This is a genomic window from Sulfitobacter indolifex (assembly GCF_022788655.1).
GTDB classification, from domain to species: domain Bacteria; phylum Pseudomonadota; class Alphaproteobacteria; order Rhodobacterales; family Rhodobacteraceae; genus Sulfitobacter; species Sulfitobacter indolifex.
Genome location: NZ_CP084951.1, coordinates 1,375,105 through 1,394,149 on the forward strand (window position 1 = coordinate 1,375,105; position 19,045 = coordinate 1,394,149).

Here is a 19,045-nt window from a genome sequence, read left to right on the forward strand (position 1 = left end):
AGGTCTGTCACTAAAGTCCTACCATAGAACGGATATCTCCGGGTGTCGCGCCGTTTTCCCGGTAGAGCGCGATGGCACGGGCGTCGTCACGTTTGGCGAGCCTTCTACCAGTTTCATCTCGGATCAAATGATGGTGGTGATAGCTGGGCTTTGGTAACTCAAGCAGGGCTTGCAGCACGATGTGAATATAGGTCGCATCAAAAAGGTCGGCCCCTCGGGTGACCAGCGTGATGCCCTGCGCCGCGTCATCAATCACGACCGAAAGGTGGTAGGACGTGCCCATGTCCCGCCGCGCAAGGACCACGTCACCGACGGAGCGGATGAGCTGGTCGGGGGAGATGGTGGTTTCGCCGGTTTCCCCCGTTGGGCCGTGCCCGTTCTCAGTAAAACTAAGCGGTGTACCCTCAATTCTTTTCAAGGCCTTAGCCATATCTAGCCGCAGGGCCCCATCCTCGCGCGGGTGACCGGCATCGCGACAGGTTCCGGGGTAAATAATGCCGTCGGGGCCAACGGGCGGTTCCGCGCCCTCTTGGGGGGCCGTTGTGGCGGCGGCGATGTCGCGGCGGTTGCAGGTGCACGCATAGAGCAGGCCGTCGGCCCATAGCACATCGAGGGCGGTTCGGTAGCTCTCCATCCGATCCGACTGGCGCATTACTGGCGTTGACCACTGGATCCCGAGCCATGCAAGTTCTTGATAAATCTGCGCTTCCCATTGAGGACGGGCGCGAGATTGATCAATATCTTCAATACGAAGATGAAAGGTGCCTCCCGCCAATTGAGCCAAATTATAGGCCAAAAGCGCAGAATAGGCGTGGCCAAGGTGCAAAGGGCCGGTTGGAGATGGGGCAAACCTAGTTGTAAGAGTCAATTCTTTTCAATCAGATAGACTGTGGACTTCAGGTCAATTCCGGGCAGATGGGCGCCTTCCTCAGCATGGAGTAGGATTGCCGCGCCGCAGTCGGTCCATTCGTGGATCATGCCCAAAGCGCCACGGTCTGCCAATGCCTTTTCATTGAGGGAAAACAATAGCTTTCCGCGTTTTCCTAAGCTGTGCATCAAAGTGTCGAATAAACTGATCGGGGCGGCGCCCGGACCGATCACGCCGATCGCGGTGATTGCCGCATAGGCACCGGGGGCGAACGGAAGGGGAGCATCAACTTCGAGCTCTAGAAGCTTGCGGTAAATGTTTTTTTTATGCGCCACAGCCAGCATCGCGGCAGATACATCACCGCCGTCGATCGTGGTAAAACCTACATGTTTCAGCGCCGCACCAGACAACCCGGTACCACAACCAATGTCGAAAATTGGAGCGTCTTTGTCATGTAGAAATTCAGCGAGGGTTGCAGCGGCGCGTTCGGGAGTGGCATAGCCCTGCGCCTTGATGTCGTCGTCGTAGCTGCTTGCCCATTCGTCGTAGAGGCTACGGATGACCTCGGCGCCGCGTGCCGCATAGGCCTTGTCGAAATAATGTTGTGTCATCCCCCTAGAGTATGGGGGATGGCACGAAGGGTCCAGTGTTAACCCGGCCGATGTTAACCTTGATTAAGCCAATCCTGCCAATCCGCTTTTGCGCGGTCGGTATAGGCTTTGTACCGATCCTTGCGGCCACGGCGTCCAGATTTCAGCCCTTCAACTGGCGGAAAGAGGCCGAAGTTCACATTCATCGGCTGGAACGTTTTGGCATCCGCGCCGCCCGTGATGTGGGTGACCAGCGCGCCCATGGCGGTGCTGTCTGGCGGGGTGGAGAGGCTCCCGCCCTTGATCTCCGCCGCGGCCATACGGCCTGCCAGCATCCCCATGGCGGCACTTTCTACATAGCCTTCGACGCCAGTGATCTGCCCGGCAAAGCGGATGTTCGGGCGGCTGCGCAGGCGCATCTGATCGTCAATTAGCGTCGGCGAGTTGATGAAAGAGTTCCGGTGGATGCCGCCAAGGCGGGCAAAACGTGCGTTTTCAAGACCCGGAATGCGTTTGAAAACATCCGTTTGCGCGCCGTACTTCATCTTGGTCTGGAAGCCGACGATATTGTAGAGCGTGCCGAGCTTGTTATCGCGGCGAAGCTGCACAACGGCATGGGCTTTAATCTCGGGCTGGTGCGGATTGGTCAGGCCAACTGGCTTCATCGGGCCATGGCGCAGGGTCTCGCGACCGCGTTCGGCCATGACTTCGATGGGCAAGCAGCCGTCAAAATAACCCGCCGTCTCGCCCTCGCGGAATTCGGTCTTGTCGGCCGCAAGCAGTGCGTCGATGAAGTCGTCGTATTGCTGCTTGTCCATTGGGCAGTTGAGGTAGGCGGTGCGCTCTTCCTCGGTCTCGCCCTTGTCATAGCGCGACTGCATCCATGCCTGCGACATGTCGATACTGTCGAAATAGACGATGGGCGCGATGGCGTCGAAAAATGCGAGGGCTTCGGCACCTGTTTCGGCGGCGATGGCTTCGGCCAGCGCGCCTGAGGTCAGCGGGCCAGTGGCGATGATCCATTTGCCGTCTTTCGGCAGCTCGGTGATCTCGCCGTATTCCACAGTGATATTGGGGTGCGCGAGCAGCGTGTCGGTGACAGTCTGCGCGAAGGGGTCACGGTCGACGGCCAGTGCACCGCCTGCGGGCAGGCGGTTCTTGTCGGCACAGGCCATGATCAGGCCATTGGCGGCGCGCATTTCCCAATGCAGGAGGCCCACGGCGTTTTGCTCATCATCATCTGAGCGGAAAGAATTGGAGCAGACCATCTCGCCCAAAAGCCCGGTTTGGTGGGCGAAGGTTTCGACCTTGGGGCGCATTTCGTGGATCACCACGTTGACGCCTGCGTTTGCCGCTTGCCAAGCCGCCTCTGATCCGGCCATGCCGCCGCCGATGATATGCAATGTATCTGTCATGGGGGCGATGTAGGGCAGGGCTGCGCCGCACGCAACAGGCAAGCGCGGATGCGGGCCGCTGCGCGCTGAAATATCGAGATGGACCGCTTTGCCGGGGGTATGGTTTTGGGGTCGCCGCTGCGGGAATGGTCGGTCAGTGAGAGGCTGACCCGGAGGGACCTTCCGCCGGCGGCGACCCAAAATCATCGGGGCTTCTGCACCCTAATATAACAGTGCCCCGATTTCGCCTAATTTGCCAGCCCTAGCGTGGCAACAAAGTTGCGCGGATTTGGAAACAATCACTGCTGCCAGTCGGGGGCGCGTTTTTCCAAGAAGGCGTCGATGCCCTCGCGGGTGTCTGCCTCAAGCATGTTGCGTACCATAACCTCGCCGGTGAAAGCATAGGCTTGGTCTGTGGGCAGTTGCATTTGCTGGTAGAAGGCCCCTTTGCCATGGGCGACAGCGGTGCCAAGTTTGCTGGCGATTTTTTCGGCCAACGCGTTGGTCTCTTTGGCCAGTTGGTCGGCTGGCACTGCGCGGTTGATCAGACCCAGTTCGGCGGCGCGGGGGGCAAAGATGAACTCGCCTGTCGTGAGCATCTCAAACGCCTGTTTGCGCGGGATGCTGCGGGTCAGCGCGACCATGGGGGTAGAGCAAAAGAGGCCGATGTTCACGCCGTTGACGCCAAAACGGGTGTCCTCGCTGGCGATGGCGAGGTCGCAGGTGGCGACAAGCTGGCAGCCTGCGGCGGTGGCGATGCCGTGAACTTGGGCGATGACCGGCTGCGGGAGGCTTTGGATGCGGGCCATCAGGGCGGCGCATCGATCAAAGAGGTCTTTGAAGGCCGCCGCACCGCCATCTTCGGCTTGGCGCATGGCGGTCATTTGGCGCAGGTCGTGGCCCGCGCAGAAGGCTTTGCCCGCGCCCGACAGGACAATTACCCGTGTTTGCCGGTCTTCAGCCAATACGTCGAGTTTGCTGTGCAGGGCGGCCAACATTTCGTCTGACAGCGCGTTCAGCCGCTCGGGCGCGTTCATGCGCAGATGGGTGATCGGCCCTTGTGCCGTAACGTCAAGAATTGTCACCTTGCCCTCCCAAGCTGGTCGCGCCAACGTTAGGCCGAGGCAGGCAGGGAGAACAAGTATGGCCGTGGTGATGGATGCAGAAGCGCTGCAAGCGTTCATGCGTGAGGTGTTTGATCAGGTGGCGGATGATTTCGCCGTGGATCACGTGGCCGAGAACGAGATCACCATGCGTCTGCTGACCAGCCACCGCCATTTGCGGCCCGGCGGGACAGTCTCGGGCCCGTCGATGTTCGCGCTGGCGGATGTCGCGGCCTATCTGGTGACGCTGGCGATGATTGGGCCTAAGGCGCTGGCGGTGACGACAAATTGCTCGATTGATTTCATGCGCAAGCCGCTGGCGGATGTGCATTTGATTGCTAAGGCGAAGCTGCTCAAGCTGGGGCGGCAATTGTCGGTGACGGATGTGCTGATCTATTCGGAAGGGTCAGACAAGCCTGTCGCGCGGGCGAGCCTTACTTATGCGATTCCGCCCGCGTCGATGGGATGAGGAGGGCCAGCGCCTGACCGTGGGGTGGCGATTGTGAGGGCGATCCGTGCCACTTTATGGTGCAGCCGTGTTGTGCCTTCTCGAAGGTAGGCCCAGCCTCACCAAATCGCCAGCCCGCCGGGACGGGCAGGCGATGGCCCGGCGCCTGCGGCTTGATTCCGGGCTGTGGATTTACCCGAAAGCAATAAAAAAGGGCCGGGAAAAACCCGGCCCAAGGAAGAGGTCTGGCTGGCGCCACAGGGAAGTCACGCTTGCCAGAACACGCGGGAAGCCTCGGCTGAGGCTTGTTCCGGTGTAAGTCCCGCATCATCAAGCTCCCACGGCTCTAGCGCTGCAAGCGCGAGGCGGGTGCGTCGGCGGGCCGCCCATGTGGTCACGACCGCCGCAAAGCGCAGCGCGATCACCGCAGGGACCGGCAAAGCGCGGTATGTCATCAATGTCATTGCATCAGCGCTGATAGGGCGAGCCTGTGTCATGGGGGAACTCCTTGAAATTGTATTGACACAAAGTGTAGAAACTCTACAAGTATAAGGGTACAAAGCGCGATACAATTTGACCACAGGAATATTGTAATGGGTACAATTTGGCAGCCGACGCTCGCCGAAGGGCAGGGGCCAAAATACAAGCTCGTGGCCCTCACGATTCGCGAGGGGATCAAATCGGGTGCCCTAGACGTCGGGGATAAATTACCGCCCGTACGAGAGTTGGCCTGGCAGTTGGGGATCACGCCGGGCACCGTGGCCCGAGCCTATACGATCCTCACGGATGAAGGGCTGCTTGAGGCTGAGGTGGGCCGGGGCACCTTTGTGGCGCCACCACAGGCGGCCATTCGCGAAGATGTCTGGAACCGCGAACAAGACAGCTGGATCAAAGAGCTAGAGATTGCCGATACCGATGCGGTCAGCCTTTTTAGCCCGCGTTTGCCGGATATGGGGCAGGTGGCGGTGATCCGCAGTGCCTTGCGGCAGGTGGCGGATGTGCCGGGCGAAGAGCTGATGAACTACCCGACCCGCGATGCCTATGCGCCGGTCCGGCAGGCGGCGGTTGATTGGCTCTCGCATCTGTCCCTCGGGCCGCTGAGCGAGCAAGACGTGGTGCTCTCTCATGGCGGGCAGAGCGGGATTGTACTGGTACTTCAGGCGATACTGACTGGGCCAAAGCCGGTGATGCTGGTTGAAGACCTGTCCTATGCTGGGTTTCGCCGCGCAGCAGAGGTGTTGCGCGCAGAAGTGGTCGGCGTGGCGATGGACAAAGACGGCGTCTTGCCCGAGGCGCTGGACAAAGCCGCGCGCGACAGTGGTGCGCAGGTGTTTTGTACCACGCCTGAGGTGCACAACCCGACCGGCAGCCACACCAGCCTAGAGCGGCGGCGCGCATTGCTAGAGGTCGCCAAGCGGCACGGGTTGGAGATATTGGAAGACGATTGCTATCGCATGGGCTCGGCCCGCGCGCCGAGCTATCGGTCGCTTTGGCCGGAACATGTCTGGCATGTCTCGTCGATCTCGAAAGAGCTTACGCCGGCGCTGCGTGTGGGGTTTGCGCTGGCACCGAAAGGCAGGTCAGCGGATTTGCGGCGGGTGGCGGAATATGGATACTTCGGACTTGCCCGCCCCTTGGCTGAGGCCACGCGCATTCTGCTGACCGATCCCCGGATGAAAGGTATCTGCAACGACATCCGCGAGCGGTTGGGTGAATATGTAGAAGTCGCAGTGAACCATCTGGGCGGCCATGAATTGCAATGGTCGCGCGATGTGCCGTTTTTGTGGTTGCACCTGCCCCCCGGCTGGCGGGCGGCGGGGTTTTGTCGGGCCGCAGAGGCGCAGGGCGTGCAAATCCGGTCTGCTGATGAATTTGCCCTGCGCGATGGCCGCGCGCCCCATGCGGTGCGCATTGCGGTGAATGCCCATGTCTCCCTGCGCTCCTTCGAGGCGGCGATGCAGCGGCTGCGTTGTCTTTTGGACAATCCGCCAGAGCAGATCAGCGTGTAGAAATATGGGGTATTATTATACCTAAATAATAAGGTACTGTTTTCATTGATATAATCCGTGATTGCTGCGCTTGACCCGGTCAAGCAGGTGTTTATAACCCCCTCATCAGATAGCGGACGGGGGAATCCTCGTTCGACCAACCTCAAACGGGAATTCTTCCATGAAAACCTTTTCTGCGACACCGGCAGATATCGACAAGAAATGGATCATCGTCGACGCCGAAGGCGTCGTGCTGGGCCGTCTCGCCTCGATCATCGCCACGCGCCTGCGCGGCAAGCACAAGCCGTCCTTCACACCGCATATGGATTGCGGTGACAACGTGATCGTCATCAACGCCGAGAAGGTGCAGATGACGGGCAAGAAGCGTGAAGAAAACTTCTACTGGCACACCAACCACCCCGGCGGGATCAAGTCGCGCACCAAGGAGCAGATCCTTGAAGGCGCGCATCCTGAGCGTGTGGTGACCCAAGCCGTCAAGCGTATGCTGCCCGGCAACCGCCTGAGCCGCCAGATCATGACCAACCTGCGCGTCTATGCAGGTAGCGATCACCCCCATGAGGCCCAGAGCCCCGAAGTTCTGGACGTAAAGTCCATGAACAAGAAAAACACGCGGAGTGCATGAGCATGGCTGACGAAATCAAAACACTCGAAGGGCTCGAAGCCGCTGTAACCGAGAACATCGGCGGCGTGCAGGGCACTGAAACCGAAATGACCCCTCGTGAGCCGGTTCGTGACGAACTGGGCCGCGCCTATGCCACCGGCAAACGTAAAGACGCGGTCGCCCGCGTTTGGATCAAGCCCGGCTCCGGCAAGGTTATCGTAAACGGCAAGCCGCAGAACGAATACTTCGCGCGCCCCGTGCAGCAGCTGATCCTGGCGCAGCCTTTCGGCATCACCAACACCGAAGGCCAGTTCGACGTGTTCGCAACGGTCAAAGGCGGCGGTCTGTCCGGTCAAGCGGGTGCGGTTAAGCACGGTGTCTCCAAGGCGCTGCAGCTTTATGATCCCTCCCTGCGCGGTGCGCTGAAAGCGGCAGGCTTCCTGACCCGTGACAGCCGCGTCGTCGAGCGGAAGAAATACGGTAAGGCCAAAGCGCGCCGGAGCTTCCAGTTCTCCAAGCGTTAAGCTTTCCGATCAAGTTTGCGAAAGGGCTGCCCTCAGGGGTGGCCCTTTTTCGTTGGGGACGTGCAGCAGGCATGTCTGGCCATTGCTCATGAAAAAGGCCGCTGCAGTTTCCCGCAACGGCCCTTAGTCAAGATCAGGGATGATCCCTTGCGGGATTAGCCGCCGATTTCGTAGCTCACGGTAAAGCCCAGCACGCCGTCACCATCGTTGGTGTCTTCGTATAGAGCTTCAAAGCTGACGCCATCGCCAAAGTCATAGACGGCACCGGCTTCGGCATAGATGTTGTCGTCGCGGTCGCTGTTGCCGATCAGGCCGACGGCGGTCCAACGCTCAGACAGGGGCGCTTCAAACGCCACTTCTTGATCGCTTTCGCCATTGTCGGGGTCGATGATCACGGCGAATGCACCAGAGGCGTCACGGCCGATGGGGAAGCCCAGCGTCGCGGTGATTTCTTCGCTGTGGTCTTTGGAATCGTCCAGCCAGGTGTAGGAATAGCTCAGATCCCAGCTCATGCCCTGGCCAAAGTCTGCACCATAGCCAAGGTTCGCTTCGAATTCAGCGTCGTCTGTGGGATCTTGGTAAAGCGATGTCGCGCTCAGGCCGGTGTGGAAGCCGCCGTAAGTTAGCTCAACAAAGCCTTCGACTTCGTTGTCGAGGTGGTCAAAGTCGTCCGAGGTGTTGAAGCGCGTGGCGGCAGAGACACCAGCGGTCCAGCCGACCATTGAGCTGAAGCCGCGGTCTTCGATGACGGGGTCGAACCCGGTTGTAATATTGTCCTGAGCGTAGGCCGCAGAAGAGAGCAGCCCGGCGGTGAGGCCGAACCCGATAAGGTGTTTGATGTTCATAGCTTTTGCCTAGTTTTGGACCGTGGCTTGTCTGCGACTGGCGAGGTCTGGTTGTGAAGGCCCTTCGGATATGCCCGTGATGGGAGAGCTGCAAGCGCCGTTCGCGCATATCTGGCATGCGTTAGAACATAACATCGTGATTGGCGGATATTTCGCCCAAGTGTTTGGTTTTTCTTGCGGCTCCGCGGTTCCGGGCGGGGGGGAGGCTGCCTATATCAGGCAGAACACAGGAGATAGACATGCAGTATTCAGTTCTCGATCTCGCCCCGGTGCCTGAAGGGTCAGACACGCCAACGGCGATCCGCAATTCCGTCGCGCTGGCGCAACTGGCCGAAGCTAAGGGCTATCACCGGTTCTGGATGGCAGAGCATCACAACATGCCCGGCATCGCCTCTGCGGCGACATCGGTTTTGCTGGGGCATGTGGCGGACCATACGCAGCATATCCGCGTAGGGGCGGGCGGTGTCATGCTGCCCAACCACGCGCCGTTGGCGATTGCAGAGCAGTTTGGCACGCTGGCCGCGATCCATGGCGACCGGATTGATTTGGGTCTGGGCCGCGCGCCGGGCGGGGATCAAGCGGTGATGCGGGCCATGCGGCGTGGCATGGGCGGCGGCGATCACTTCCCCGATGATGTGGCTGAGTTGATGTCTTATCTGGGCGATCCAGACCCAAGTGCCCCGGTGCGGGCGCATCCCGGTGAGGGAACGCATGTGCCGATCTGGATCCTCGGCTCTTCGCTATACGGCGCGCAACTGGCAGCGCATTTCGGGCTGCCTTACGCCTTTGCTTCTCACTTCGCGCCGGACGCGTTGGAAGAGGCCACCGCGATCTACCGCCGGGATTTCAAGCCGTCTGAGGCCTGCCCGAAGCCACGTTTCATGTTGGCGGTGAATGTCTTCGCGGCGGATACCGATGAAGAGGGGGCCTATCTGCGCACCACCATGCAGCAAGCTTTTGCCCGTTTGCGCACAGGCCGCCCCGGCAAGCTGCCGCGCCCGGTGCGCGACATTGATGCCGAGATTGGCGCAGGGATGCGGCAGGGGGTGGATCAAGCGCTGCGGATTTCGGCAGTTGGCAGCCCCGAGACGGTGAAACGCGAGCTTGAGGCGTTGATCGCGCAGCACCGTCCGGATGAGTTGATCCTGACCGGGCAGATCCACGATCACGCGGCGCGGCTGCGCTCGTTTGAGATTGCGGCGGATGTGATGCAAGACATGAAGGTGGCGGCTTAAGGGCCGCTGCCCCGTCACTCGTCAGGGCTGACCAACCCCAACCCCCGCAAGTAAATGCCGATCCCGGTTTCCAGCAGATCGTCTGCTGGGAAGGGTGACGCGCGACCCGGCGAGTTGCGGGCGAAAAGTTCGACAACGCCATGGCTCATCGCCCAGATATGGGCCGAGAACATCGAAGCAGGGGGGCGTTTGTCTTCGGGGATATGCTGGCTGAGGTCGGATGCTGCGCGTTCCAGAACGCCGTTGGCGCGGTTGGCGGCATGGGCCAGCTCTGGCGTGCGGTTGACCGAGATACCGGATTCGAACATGGCGATATAATGGCCGGGGTATTTCCGGGCAAAGGCGAGATAGGCACGGCCCGTGGCCTCAAAGGCCTTTAGGGCCGAAGGTTGGCCGGATTCATAGGCGAATTCCATCAATTCCGCAAAGATATCATAGCCTTGATGCGCGGTCTCGGCGATCAGGTCTTCGCGACCTTCAAAGTGGCGGTAAACGGCGGCGGGGGTGACGCCCGCGCGTTTGGCAGCCTCTGAGAGCGTGAAGCCCGTAGGGCCGCGCTGCTCGATCAGCTCAAGGGCCGCATCGATCAGGGCTTGGCGCAGATTGCCGTGATGGTAGCCGCGCTTAGGCATCCCAGATGTCCGGCCCGCCGCAAATTTCATCGTCCGCCTTGCCGATCGCTTTGGCGTCCTTTTGGGGATAGTCGAAGCGGTGCAGCAGATGGCGCATCGCGGCCAACCGGGCGCGGCGTTTGTCGTCAGAGCGGATCACGGTCCAAGGGGTTTGGTCTGTATGGCTGCGCGACAGGGTCTCGTCGATGGCGGCTGAGTATTCCGCCCATTTCGAGAGGCCTTTCACGTCAATGGAGCTCAGTTTCCACTGTTTCAGCGGATCGGATTCGCGTGACAGCATGCGGCGCAACTGCTCGCCCCGACCCACGTTGAGCCAGAATTTGATCAGGTGGATGCCGTCTTCGACGAGCATCTGTTCAAACGGGGTGACTTGCTCAAAGAAATGCGCGCGCTGTTCGGGGGTGCAAAAGCCAAAGACCTTTTCCACAACGCCGCGGTTGTACCAAGAGCGGTCATAGAAAACCATTTCACCTGCGGTCGGCAAGTGTTTGACGTAGCGCTGGAAATACCACTCGCCTTGCTCGGTCTCGGTGGGTTTTGCCAGGGCCACGACACGTGCCGCGCGTGGATTGAGGTTCTCGCGCATGCGGCGGATGGTGCCGCCTTTTCCGGCAGCGTCGCGCCCTTCAAAGACCATGACCACCCGCTGCCCGGTCTCCCGGACCCAAGATTGCAGTTTGACCATTTCGATCTGCAACCGCTCGTAGTCCCGTTCATAGGTCTTGCGCGACATGCGCTCGTCATGCGGGTAGCTGGGCGAAAGGATGTCGTCCTTATCGGCCCGCTGAATCGCTTGGCGAATGTCCTCGGGGGCGTCATTCTCGAAAAAGGCGCTGATTGCGCCGTCAAAGGGCAGGTCCATGGGCGCTCCTTGCGGGTGTTCTTGTTTCAATATGGGATGTTAAGGCGATTAACGCAAACCCGCACGGGCGGCGGCGCGGTCAATGGCATCAATGACTTCCTGCGGCGCGGTGTGTTGGGGCATATGGCCCATGCCGGGCAATCGCGTCAGGGTGCCGTTGGGGATGTCGTTGATCAGTTCTTCGGCGTGGATATGCATCGGGACGATGGTATCGGCATCGCCGTGGATGATTTCGACCGGCATGGTCAGACGGTCGTAAAGTTTCGCCATTTCCACCACATGGGGGCGCAGCTGGTGAACTTGCTGGGCATTGGCACGGCTGGCGCTGCGCCGCAGGGTCAGCCCGGTGCCAATGTGATCGGCATAGCCATCGGGCGCAGGCTGCGGGGCAAAGATGGATTCAATGCTGCTTTGCACCACACTGTCGGGGACAAAGGCCGTCACGGTAGGAACAAAGAGCGCGCCGCCAAGACGAGATGCGCTGAGGTTATAGATCCAGCCCAGCCCACCCGGCCAAGGCTCTGATACCGCTGAGACCAGCACCAGCGCGGCGGTGTCCTTTGGGCGCTGCACGCCCCAAGCCAGCGCCACGGCGCCGCCAAAGGAATGGCCCAATACGATAGGAGACTCGACGCCGAGTTTATCGGCAGCCTTTTGCAGCAAAGCGGCCTGCTCTTGCGGCGACTCACCCCGTGGGTTCCACGCGCCGCGGGCGCCGGGCAGGCGGGCGGTATAGCCCATGCCGGGGCGGTCGAACATGATAACGCGGTAGCGGTCGCTAAGCCGTTGCGCGAAGTCGAAGGTGAAATCGCGCAGGTTGCCGCTGGCGCCATGGATCAGCACCAGATCCGGCCCGTTGCCAATCACTTTGGCATGGACCGGCAGGCCATCCACATCAATGATCTCGCCCTCGGGCGGATGGCTGGCTTCGGCGCGGGCTTCATGCCGCGCGGCGCGCCATTGGACAAGCGCCACCAGCAGGGCCAGCCCAAGCAGAAGGACGAGCAACAGTTTAATGGCCAATCTCATTCATATCGAAGGGAGTGGTCTGGTATATCTCGTTGATCCAATTGCCATAAAGCAAATGCGCGTGGCTGCGCCAGCGGTTCACCGGGGTGCGCGATGGGTCATCCTCGGGGTAGTAGTTGCACGGCACATTGATCGGCACGCCGCTTTCCACGTCGCGGTCATACTCTTGTTTCAGCGTGTCGCGGTCATATTCAAAGTGGTTAAAGACATAGAGCGCGCGATGCGCCGGGTCTTCGATCAGGCAGGGGCCAACCTCATCACTGCCCAAGAGCGTGGTGAGGCCGGGGTGCGCGTTCACCTCGTCTTGGCGCATCTCGGTCCAGCGAGAGACGGGCACGGTGCAATCATCCGAAAACCCGCGCAGATAGGGCGATGCGGGCGCAAGGTTGCGGTGACGGAAGCAGCCGAAGGCCTTCTCGCTCAGCATGTGTTTTTTGACCCCATGAAAATGGTTGATCATCGCCATGCCGCCCCAGCAAACGCCGAATGTCGAGTGGACGTTGGTTTGCGTCCATTCCATCACCTCGCCCAGTTCGTCCCAATAGGTCACCTCGTCAAACTCAAGATGCTCAATCGGCGCACCGGTGATGATCAGCCCGTCGAATTTCTCGGCCTTCATCTCCTCAAAGGGGCGGTAAAAGCTCTCCATATGTTCCGCTGCCGTGTTGCGGGCTTGGTGGTCGGACATGCGGATGAGGCTCAGCTCAATCTGCAGGGGCGTCGCGCCGATGAGGCGGGCAAACTGGTTCTCGGTCTGGATTTTTTTAGGCATCAGGTTCAGCAGCGCAATGCGTAGAGGCCGGATGTCTTGCCGCGATGCCAGCTCCTCGTCCAGCACCATGACCCCTTCGTTACGCAAAACGTCAAAGGCGGGCAGGCGGGAGGGGATCTTGATGGGCATGAGACAGGTCTTTCAGGGGTAGCCAGAGCAGTCAGATAATCTTGGGCGGGGTGGGTTCAACCGCCCGAGGGTAGGTGGCGGGCGATAAGATCGGTAAAGTCTTCGGGAGCTTTCAGCGCGTCGATGTCGGCAGGGGTGATGGTGACGCCCCATTTCGACATGGCGGCATAGCGCGGTTGGCGGTGCGACAGCGCGGCGGCATAGGTCCAGCGGATGAACTCATCGGGGTTCACGGAGTCTTCGGTGATGTTCTTTTCGGCGAGATAGTCAGCCCAAGCACGGGAGAGGAATTCAGGCTGGTAGGCCATTGGCTTGGGGGCTTTGTCGAAGCGGCGGATCAGTTCTTCGGTATGGGCCTCATCGCCTTTGATCCAGACCAGCAGACATTCGTCGGCCAATTGCTGCAACAGCGGGTCGTTCGGGTCTTCGGGATCGACCCATTCGCAGATCGAGCCGCCTGTGTCGCAGATGAAATGCGGGTAGCCATAAAGCTGCTCGGCGCGGTTGGCGAAATAGGCGGTGTCTTTCAGCGCGCTGATCTCGGCCCGGCGGAACGCCTCTTGGCGCGTTGCATAGTCCGCCATGGGCAGCCCGCCGCGCGCCGGATCGCCGGGTTTGCCGAGCCACGTGGCCACGGGCGATAGATTGTCGAAGGTGATGTTTGACCCGATGTAAATGCTATCGCTGAGCAACAGATCACGCAGAAACGGCACTTTCATCGCCTCGGCCTTGGCGTTGTCGGCGATGAGTTCGCCCAGATAGCGGGTGCCGATGCGGTAATCGATGGAGTAGTGAAACCAATCCCCGCTGGCGCGCAGCAGGCTGGACAGATGGGTCTTGCCCAAGCCCGACATGCCAAAGATCAGAACTTTGCGGCGCGGGGCCGCGCGCCAGTCGTCAGCCGTGGGGTAGAGCATGTATCACCAAGGTTAAGTGCTTCGTTTCCCCTGATTACCCCAGTGTTTGACAAGACGCCAGATGCGGCCATCGAGCACCAAAAGCCCAAGCGCCAGAAGGGCAAAGCCGATGTAGGCGGCAGGGCGCAGGGTCTCATCGCGCAGCCATGCGCCCAGCAGGATCGCCACGGGTGCAACCAGCAGCGTCACCAGCATAAGGTTGCTGCTGCCCGCCATGGCCAGCACGCGGTAATAAAGCAGATAGGCCAGCGCCGTGGCGGCCAGCGCGTAATAGGCGATGGCCATGACCGTGGTCGGGGCAAGGTCGAGCGTCAGCGGCCCTTCAACGGCCCATGCCAGCGGCAGCATGATCAGCGTGGCCCCGGTCAGCATCCCCGCAGCGGCCAGTTGCGGCGGCTGGCCGGGCAGGAATTTACGCGCGCAGACCCCGGCCATAGCATAGGACATCGCCCCACCCAGCACGGCCAGTTGCGCAAGGCTGCCGAGGTCGAAATTCGTGAGGTTTTCCAAACCGATGGCGGTGCTGACCCCGGCAAAGCCGAGGCAGACGCCGACAGCTTTACGAGGGGTAATACGCTCATCTGCCAGAAAGATCGCCGCGGCTACCACGCCAAAGATCGCCGTGGCTGCGTTGATGATCGAGGTCAGCCCTGAGGGGATGTGCAACTGCCCCCAAGCCATCAGCGAGAAGGGGATCACGTTGTTCAAAAGTCCCATCAGCAGGAACGCCGCCCAAATGCGCGGCTCACGCGGTATGGGCAAGCGCATGACGGCGACCGCAGCCCAAAGCACCAGCATCGCCCAGAACACCCGATGCGCGACCGAGGTGAGCGGGCCGATCTCATCTAGTGCTACACGCACGGCTAGAAAGGACGCGCCCCAGAGGAGGGCAAGAAAGCCCATTTCAATCCAAGCGCGCGGGGGGATGGTTTTTTGTGTGATCATGGCATGGGTTTAGGCGTTTGGCGCGGCGCGGACGACCCGAAAGATGCGCATGTACGAAAAACGCCGCCCGAATGCTTCGGGCGGCGTGATAGATTGGTTTGTGAGGTGGCTTAGAAAGTGAAACCGACCTTGACGCCAAAGGCGACCGCGTCGTTGTCCTCGAAGTTAGCCGCCGGAGCGTTGGTCGGGATCGCAGTCTGCGCGTCGCCGATGTTCACGTAGCGGATGCCGGTGGTGACCTTCATGTTATCGCGGGTGTAGACAGCGGCCAGTGCGAGGCTCTTGTTGCCATCGGTCGGGCCGAGGTTCGAGGCAAAGCCGCCTTCGGACTTCTCATAGCCGACAGAGGCGGAGACCGACCAGTTGTCGTTCAGACGGCGGCCCACACCCAGCGAGTAGGTAAAGACATCGTTGTCGTAGCTGACGAGAGATGCACCACCTGTGGCGCCTGCATAGGCAGCCGGAGAAATGTCGAAGGAAGACCAATCAACCCAGCGGATGCCACCGAACAGAAGCGTGTCAGCAGCGATACCGGTCTGGAAGTCGAGGTTCACCGACTGAGGTGTTTCGATTTCGGTCGTGCTCATCGCTGCGCCGAACTCGGTCGTGTCGACGTCATGTTCGATCTTGGAGTTATAGGTCAGCGCCACGCGCATGGCGATGTCGGGGCGCTCATAGGCGACACCAGCGACATAACCGACGCCTGTGTCGCGCTCACCATCAACCGTATAGCCGCCCACGAAGGGGACAGCCGCTGTGGCTTCGATGGTTTGCACACGCAGACCGCCGTGAACGCTGAAGTTATCGTTCATCCGGTAGCGCAGCAGGCCGGTCAGAGCGTGCGCCTCAAGATCAGCCTGCGCGCCTGCGGCATAGTATCCGGTGCCTGTTGGATAATCGATGTCCGCGCCAAAAGGTTGGTCATAGATGATTGCATAGGACAGCTTGTCGTTAATGTCGGCTTTATAAGCAGCACCGAACTGCATGTAGTCTTCGGTCGCGTTGCCCGAATTCCGGCTGCCGAGCGCGGCCACGGAAGTGCCAGACGTATCGGGCGAGATATGCCCAAAGCTGAACTCCGCATAACGCCCGCTTTCAAACAGAGCATTGATGGACTGACCAGAGCGGTCAATACCGCCCGCATGAACGGCGGCAGTCGACGCCATAAGCGCCGGAATTGCCAAGAAATGTGATTTCATGTTTCTCTCCCAAGATGCTGCGCCGAACCTCCCCGGCGCGAGTTGGAATGATCTAAGCGGATTGCTGCCGTTTGCGTCAATTCCTGACCTAAGGTCAGGCTGATATCTGAGACAAAATTACCAAATGTGTGGTTTGCGGGTCTCGAACCAGAGGTTCAGATAGTTGCCCGCAAAGATGATACCGGCACCGATGAACACCCAGACATCCAACACCTCGCCATAGAGCAGCATACCGACCACGGCGATGGCCGGGAGACGGACAAAATCAATCGGCACCACCACGGTTGCCGGTGCAAGGCTAAGCGCGTTGGTCAGGCAGAAATGGGCCAGCAGACCGCAGGCACCGACAAGCAGCAGAAAGGGTGCCGTGTCTGCCGTGGGCAAAGCGATATCGCCGTCGTAGCCAGCAGAGATCAGGCCGAAAATAAGTTGCAGTGTGGTGAGGTAGAACAGGATCGTGGTGATCCCTTGGGTGCGCGTCAGCCGTTTGGTCAGCACATTAGTTAGCGCAAAGAAAACGGCACAGCCCGCCGCGGCCAGAATGCCGGTGTTAAGGTTGCCAATATCAGGGCGTGCGACGATCAAGATGCCGATGAACCCCAAAACGGCCGCCAGTGCCCGCGTGGCGGTCAACCGTTCGCCGAGCAGAAAGATCGACAGTACGATGACCCAAAGCGGTGAGGTGAACTCTAGCGCGAAAACCTGCGCGAGCGGGATCAGGGATACGGCGAGGAACCACAGGTTCTGCCCGGTGAAATGCGCAAGGTTCCGGAGCAGTTGTGTGCCAAAGTTGCGGGTGTTGATCTGCCGCCATGCCCCGGTGGCGCCGGCAAGTGTAACGACGATGATCACGCCGATCACACTGCGGTAGAGCATCACCTCAAACGTATCGAAACGCGCCGAAAGCTCACGCCCCGCCACCGCCATGGCCGAGAAGGAGCCGATGGAACCGATCATCCAAAGGGCGGCGCGGAAGGTCGGGGTCATGCCGGGCTCGTGATCTGATAGTCGCGTGTGATCCCGGCGGTAAGTGTGGCCCAGTCTGAAGCCGCAGCGCGGGCTTGGTGGGCGTCAAAGGCGGCGCGGTTGGTGAAAAGCTCTGATACTTGCCAGACAAGTGGATCATCGGTGGGGGTCACGTCAAAGCGTAGACATCCCGGCTCGGCACGGGTGAGACGCAGATGCGCGTCAAGCCCCGCGCGCACCCGGTCCGCTTGGGCCGGGGTGGCGCAGCGAAGGTGGCCGGTTAGGGCCACCCTCATGTTTATTCCCACTCGATGGTGCCCGGAGGTTTCGAAGTGATGTCATAGGTAACACGGTTGATGCCCGGCACTTCGTTGATGATCCGCGTGGCGGTTTCACCAAGGAAGTCATGGGTGAACGGGTAGTAGTCCGCTGTCATGCCGTCGACGGAGGTCACCGCACGCAGGGCGCAGGCGAAGTCATAGGTGCGGCCATCGCCCATGACGCCCACGGTGCGCACGGGCAGGATCGCCACGAAGGCTTGCCAGATTTCGTCATAGAGGCCGTGGCGGCGGATCTGGTCGATATAGACGGCATCGGCTTCGCGCAGGATCGCCAGTTTCTCGCGGGTGATCTCACCCGGGCAGCGGATTGCCAGACCCGGACCGGGGAAAGGATGACGGCCAATGAACGACGGCGGCAAGCCCAACTCACGGCCCAGCTCGCGCACTTCGTCTTTGAAAAGCTCACGCAGCGGCTCAACCAGTTTGAGGCCCATCTTCTCGGGCAGCCCACCGACGTTGTGGTGGCTCTTAATGGTCACCGAGGGGCCGCCGGAGAAGCTGACGCTTTCGATGACATCTGGGTAGAGCGTGCCTTGGGCCAAGAAGGTCGCATCGCCCACGTCTTTCGCGTGTTTCTGGAACACGTCGATGAACAGCTTGCCGATGATCTTGCGCTTGGTCTCGGGGTCCGAAACGCCGTCGAGCTCACCAAGGAACAGTTCCTGCTCATCCGCATGGATCAGCGGCATGTTGTAATGGTCACGGAACATGGTGACGACCTCTTCGGCCTCACCCTTGCGCAGCAGACCGTGGTCAACAAAGACGCAGGTCAGCTGGTCACCGATCGCTTCGTGGATCAGTACAGCGGCCACGGAGGAGTCTACGCCACCCGACAGACCGCAAATCACCTTCTGATCGCCGACTTGTTCGCGGATTGCGGCAATCGCCTCGTCACGGTAGGCGCGCATGGTCCAGTCGCCCTTGAAGCCCGCAAGACGCACGAAATTCTCATAGAGGCGCGGGCCGTTGGGGGTGTGGTGCACTTCGGGGTGGAACTGCACCGCGTAGAAGTTGCGCGACACGTCGCCGGTAATGGCGAAAGGCGCATTAGGGGAGGTGCCATAGACCTCAAACCCAGGAGCGATCTTGCTGACGTGGTCGCCGTGGCTCATCCAGACCTGTTCGCGGTCGGTGGCAAACCAACCTTCGAGCAGTTCAAGCTGTTGGCCCGTGGGGGTCACGAAAGCCCGGCCAAATTCAGCCGTTCCGTGACCGCGCTCCACATGGCCACCGAGACAGTGCATCATGACCTGTTGGCCGTAGCAGATGCCAAGGATTGGCACGCCCAGTTCAAACACGGCCTGTGGCGGCATTGGCGCGCCTTCGGCAAACACAGAGGACGGGCCGCCCGACAGGATCACCGCCTTAGGCGCGAATTCCTTAAGGAAAGCATCGTCCACCACGTTGAACGGGTGAATTTCGCAAAAGACATTCAGCTCCCGCAGGCGACGCGCGATAAGCTGCGTGACCTGGCTGCCGAAGTCGATGATGAGAAGGCGGTCATGGGTGATATCTGTCATGGGGGTGTGATTAGGCCCGTGGGCGCGTGCTGGCAAGCCTCAAGGGCGCCGAAGAGGCAGCCCCAAGGCGTTTAATGCGCCGCAATGACGCGGGGACGGCACGCGATGTCGCTTTT

Annotated in this window: 21 protein-coding genes; 5 read left to right on the forward strand and 16 right to left on the reverse strand. The window is 60.4% G+C overall.

Translation table 11 applies throughout. The features are described from left to right. Positions 1 to 10 precede the first annotated feature (10 nt). The 4 genes from gluQRS to DSM14862_RS06710 all read right to left on the reverse strand — a co-directional run bounded on the left by gluQRS (position 11) and on the right by DSM14862_RS06710 (position 3,889). Positions 11 to 868: a tRNA glutamyl-Q(34) synthetase GluQRS gene (gene gluQRS, locus DSM14862_RS06695; RefSeq protein ID WP_040701483.1), complete on the reverse strand. Its 858-nt coding sequence runs from the start codon at positions 866 to 868 to the stop codon at positions 11 to 13. Further along, positions 865 to 1,479, reverse strand: a complete 615-nt coding sequence (locus DSM14862_RS06700) for a class I SAM-dependent DNA methyltransferase (RefSeq protein ID WP_007120442.1) — start codon at positions 1,477 to 1,479, stop codon at positions 865 to 867. Before DSM14862_RS06700 ends, gluQRS begins: the two co-directional genes overlap by 4 nt. A gap of 53 nt (positions 1,480 to 1,532) precedes the next feature. Continuing rightward, complete coding sequence (gene trmFO / locus DSM14862_RS06705; protein ID WP_040701485.1) at positions 1,533 to 2,873, reverse strand: methylenetetrahydrofolate--tRNA-(uracil(54)-C(5))-methyltransferase (FADH(2)-oxidizing) TrmFO; 1,341 nt, start codon at positions 2,871 to 2,873, stop codon at positions 1,533 to 1,535. Positions 2,874 to 3,151: 278 nt separating this feature from the next. Further along, positions 3,152 to 3,889, reverse strand: coding sequence for an enoyl-CoA hydratase (locus tag DSM14862_RS06710; RefSeq protein WP_007120444.1), 738 nt, complete (start codon positions 3,887 to 3,889; stop codon positions 3,152 to 3,154). A gap of 106 nt (positions 3,890 to 3,995) precedes the next feature. On the opposite strand from DSM14862_RS06710, the gene DSM14862_RS06715 reads away from it, so the two are divergent. After that, positions 3,996 to 4,424 (forward strand): PaaI family thioesterase, encoded by a 429-nt coding sequence (locus tag DSM14862_RS06715; RefSeq protein WP_007120445.1) that lies wholly within the window; start codon positions 3,996 to 3,998, stop codon positions 4,422 to 4,424. A gap of 245 nt (positions 4,425 to 4,669) precedes the next feature. Here DSM14862_RS06715 and DSM14862_RS06720 read toward each other — a convergent pair whose 3' ends face one another. Beyond that, positions 4,670 to 4,900 carry a DUF1127 domain-containing protein gene (locus DSM14862_RS06720; protein ID WP_007120446.1) on the reverse strand — a complete coding sequence of 77 codons (231 nt, stop codon included), beginning with the start codon at positions 4,898 to 4,900 and terminating at the stop codon, positions 4,670 to 4,672. Positions 4,901 to 4,996: 96 nt separating this feature from the next. Between DSM14862_RS06720 and DSM14862_RS06725 the strand changes: the two genes are divergently transcribed. The 3 genes from DSM14862_RS06725 (at position 4,997) to rpsI (ending at position 7,537) form a co-directional block, all read left to right on the forward strand. After that, positions 4,997 to 6,412 carry an aminotransferase-like domain-containing protein gene (locus DSM14862_RS06725; RefSeq protein ID WP_007120447.1) on the forward strand — a complete coding sequence of 472 codons (1,416 nt, stop codon included), beginning with the start codon at positions 4,997 to 4,999 and terminating at the stop codon, positions 6,410 to 6,412. Positions 6,413 to 6,572: 160 nt separating this feature from the next. Further along, positions 6,573 to 7,034 carry a 50S ribosomal protein L13 gene (gene rplM, locus DSM14862_RS06730; protein WP_007120448.1) on the forward strand — a complete coding sequence of 154 codons (462 nt, stop codon included), beginning with the start codon at positions 6,573 to 6,575 and terminating at the stop codon, positions 7,032 to 7,034. Positions 7,035 to 7,036: 2 nt separating this feature from the next. Then, the gene (rpsI, locus tag DSM14862_RS06735; RefSeq protein ID WP_040701529.1) at positions 7,037 to 7,537 is read left to right on the forward strand and encodes a 30S ribosomal protein S9; all 501 of its coding nucleotides are present in this window, start codon (positions 7,037 to 7,039) and stop codon (positions 7,535 to 7,537) included. 155 nt (positions 7,538 to 7,692) lie between these two features. On the opposite strand, the gene DSM14862_RS06740 is transcribed toward rpsI, so the two are convergent. Beyond that, positions 7,693 to 8,382 (reverse strand): hypothetical protein, encoded by a 690-nt coding sequence (locus tag DSM14862_RS06740; protein ID WP_007120450.1) that lies wholly within the window; start codon positions 8,380 to 8,382, stop codon positions 7,693 to 7,695. A gap of 239 nt (positions 8,383 to 8,621) precedes the next feature. Between DSM14862_RS06740 and DSM14862_RS06745 the strand changes: the two genes are divergently transcribed. Further along, entirely contained in the window at positions 8,622 to 9,617 is a 996-nt protein-coding gene (locus DSM14862_RS06745) for an LLM class flavin-dependent oxidoreductase (protein ID WP_007120451.1), read from the forward strand. A gap of 14 nt (positions 9,618 to 9,631) precedes the next feature. Here the strand turns inward: DSM14862_RS06745 and DSM14862_RS06750 are convergent, their stop codons facing one another. The 10 genes from DSM14862_RS06750 to guaA form a co-directional block, all read right to left on the reverse strand. Continuing rightward, a complete protein-coding gene (locus tag DSM14862_RS06750) occupies positions 9,632 to 10,249 on the reverse strand; it encodes a TetR/AcrR family transcriptional regulator (protein ID WP_040701531.1) in 618 nt (205 codons plus the stop codon). Next, the gene (gene ppk2, locus DSM14862_RS06755; protein WP_007120453.1) at positions 10,242 to 11,111 is read right to left on the reverse strand and encodes a polyphosphate kinase 2; all 870 of its coding nucleotides are present in this window, start codon (positions 11,109 to 11,111) and stop codon (positions 10,242 to 10,244) included. The genes DSM14862_RS06750 and ppk2 overlap by 8 nt, the downstream gene beginning before the upstream one ends. Positions 11,112 to 11,159: 48 nt before the next feature. Then, positions 11,160 to 12,140, reverse strand: coding sequence for an alpha/beta fold hydrolase (locus tag DSM14862_RS06760; RefSeq protein ID WP_040701489.1), 981 nt, complete (start codon positions 12,138 to 12,140; stop codon positions 11,160 to 11,162). Further along, positions 12,124 to 13,041, reverse strand: a complete 918-nt coding sequence (gene metA / locus DSM14862_RS06765) for a homoserine O-acetyltransferase MetA (protein ID WP_007120455.1) — start codon at positions 13,039 to 13,041, stop codon at positions 12,124 to 12,126. Before metA ends, DSM14862_RS06760 begins: the two co-directional genes overlap by 17 nt. A 56-nt stretch (positions 13,042 to 13,097) precedes the next feature. Next, a complete protein-coding gene (locus tag DSM14862_RS06770; protein ID WP_007120456.1) occupies positions 13,098 to 13,958 on the reverse strand; it encodes a hypothetical protein in 861 nt (286 codons plus the stop codon). Positions 13,959 to 13,970: 12 nt separating this feature from the next. Next, positions 13,971 to 14,903, reverse strand: coding sequence for a DMT family transporter (locus tag DSM14862_RS06775; RefSeq protein WP_007120457.1), 933 nt, complete (start codon positions 14,901 to 14,903; stop codon positions 13,971 to 13,973). Between the two features lie 110 nt (positions 14,904 to 15,013). Further along, on the reverse strand, positions 15,014 to 16,102 hold the full coding sequence (locus DSM14862_RS06780) for an OmpP1/FadL family transporter (RefSeq protein WP_007120458.1): 1,089 nt from the start codon (positions 16,100 to 16,102) through the stop codon (positions 15,014 to 15,016). Between the two features lie 117 nt (positions 16,103 to 16,219). After that, complete coding sequence (locus DSM14862_RS06785) at positions 16,220 to 17,089, reverse strand: DMT family transporter (protein ID WP_007120459.1); 870 nt, start codon at positions 17,087 to 17,089, stop codon at positions 16,220 to 16,222. Next, positions 17,086 to 17,364, reverse strand: a complete 279-nt coding sequence (locus DSM14862_RS06790; protein WP_040701490.1) for a putative quinol monooxygenase — start codon at positions 17,362 to 17,364, stop codon at positions 17,086 to 17,088. Before DSM14862_RS06790 ends, DSM14862_RS06785 begins: the two co-directional genes overlap by 4 nt. Before the next feature lie 2 nt (positions 17,365 to 17,366). Further along, positions 17,367 to 18,929, reverse strand: a complete 1,563-nt coding sequence (gene guaA, locus DSM14862_RS06795) for a glutamine-hydrolyzing GMP synthase (RefSeq protein WP_007120461.1) — start codon at positions 18,927 to 18,929, stop codon at positions 17,367 to 17,369. Positions 18,930 to 19,045: the final 116 nt, after the last annotated feature.

Coding starts and splice junctions, on each gene's coding strand:
- DSM14862_RS06700 (WP_007120442.1), bottom strand. CDS start 1,479: ATGACACAACATTATTTCGACAAGGCCTATGCGGCACGCGGCGCCGAG.
- trmFO (WP_040701485.1), bottom strand. CDS start 2,873: ATGACAGATACATTGCATATCATCGGCGGCGGCATGGCCGGATCAGAG.
- DSM14862_RS06710 (WP_007120444.1), bottom strand. CDS start 3,889: ATGAACGCGCCCGAGCGGCTGAACGCGCTGTCAGACGAAATGTTGGCC.
- DSM14862_RS06715 (WP_007120445.1), top strand. CDS start 3,996: ATGGCCGTGGTGATGGATGCAGAAGCGCTGCAAGCGTTCATGCGTGAG.
- DSM14862_RS06720 (WP_007120446.1), bottom strand. CDS start 4,900: ATGACACAGGCTCGCCCTATCAGCGCTGATGCAATGACATTGATGACA.
- DSM14862_RS06725 (WP_007120447.1), top strand. CDS start 4,997: ATGGGTACAATTTGGCAGCCGACGCTCGCCGAAGGGCAGGGGCCAAAA.
- rplM (WP_007120448.1), top strand. CDS start 6,573: ATGAAAACCTTTTCTGCGACACCGGCAGATATCGACAAGAAATGGATC.
- rpsI (WP_040701529.1), top strand. CDS start 7,037: ATGGCTGACGAAATCAAAACACTCGAAGGGCTCGAAGCCGCTGTAACC.
- DSM14862_RS06740 (WP_007120450.1), bottom strand. CDS start 8,382: ATGAACATCAAACACCTTATCGGGTTCGGCCTCACCGCCGGGCTGCTC.
- DSM14862_RS06745 (WP_007120451.1), top strand. CDS start 8,622: ATGCAGTATTCAGTTCTCGATCTCGCCCCGGTGCCTGAAGGGTCAGAC.
- DSM14862_RS06750 (WP_040701531.1), bottom strand. CDS start 10,249: ATGCCTAAGCGCGGCTACCATCACGGCAATCTGCGCCAAGCCCTGATC.
- ppk2 (WP_007120453.1), bottom strand. CDS start 11,111: ATGGACCTGCCCTTTGACGGCGCAATCAGCGCCTTTTTCGAGAATGAC.
- DSM14862_RS06760 (WP_040701489.1), bottom strand. CDS start 12,140: ATGAGATTGGCCATTAAACTGTTGCTCGTCCTTCTGCTTGGGCTGGCC.
- metA (WP_007120455.1), bottom strand. CDS start 13,041: ATGCCCATCAAGATCCCCTCCCGCCTGCCCGCCTTTGACGTTTTGCGT.
- DSM14862_RS06770 (WP_007120456.1), bottom strand. CDS start 13,958: ATGCTCTACCCCACGGCTGACGACTGGCGCGCGGCCCCGCGCCGCAAA.
- DSM14862_RS06775 (WP_007120457.1), bottom strand. CDS start 14,903: ATGATCACACAAAAAACCATCCCCCCGCGCGCTTGGATTGAAATGGGC.
- DSM14862_RS06780 (WP_007120458.1), bottom strand. CDS start 16,102: ATGAAATCACATTTCTTGGCAATTCCGGCGCTTATGGCGTCGACTGCC.
- DSM14862_RS06785 (WP_007120459.1), bottom strand. CDS start 17,089: ATGACCCCGACCTTCCGCGCCGCCCTTTGGATGATCGGTTCCATCGGC.
- DSM14862_RS06790 (WP_040701490.1), bottom strand. CDS start 17,364: ATGAGGGTGGCCCTAACCGGCCACCTTCGCTGCGCCACCCCGGCCCAA.
- guaA (WP_007120461.1), bottom strand. CDS start 18,929: ATGACAGATATCACCCATGACCGCCTTCTCATCATCGACTTCGGCAGC.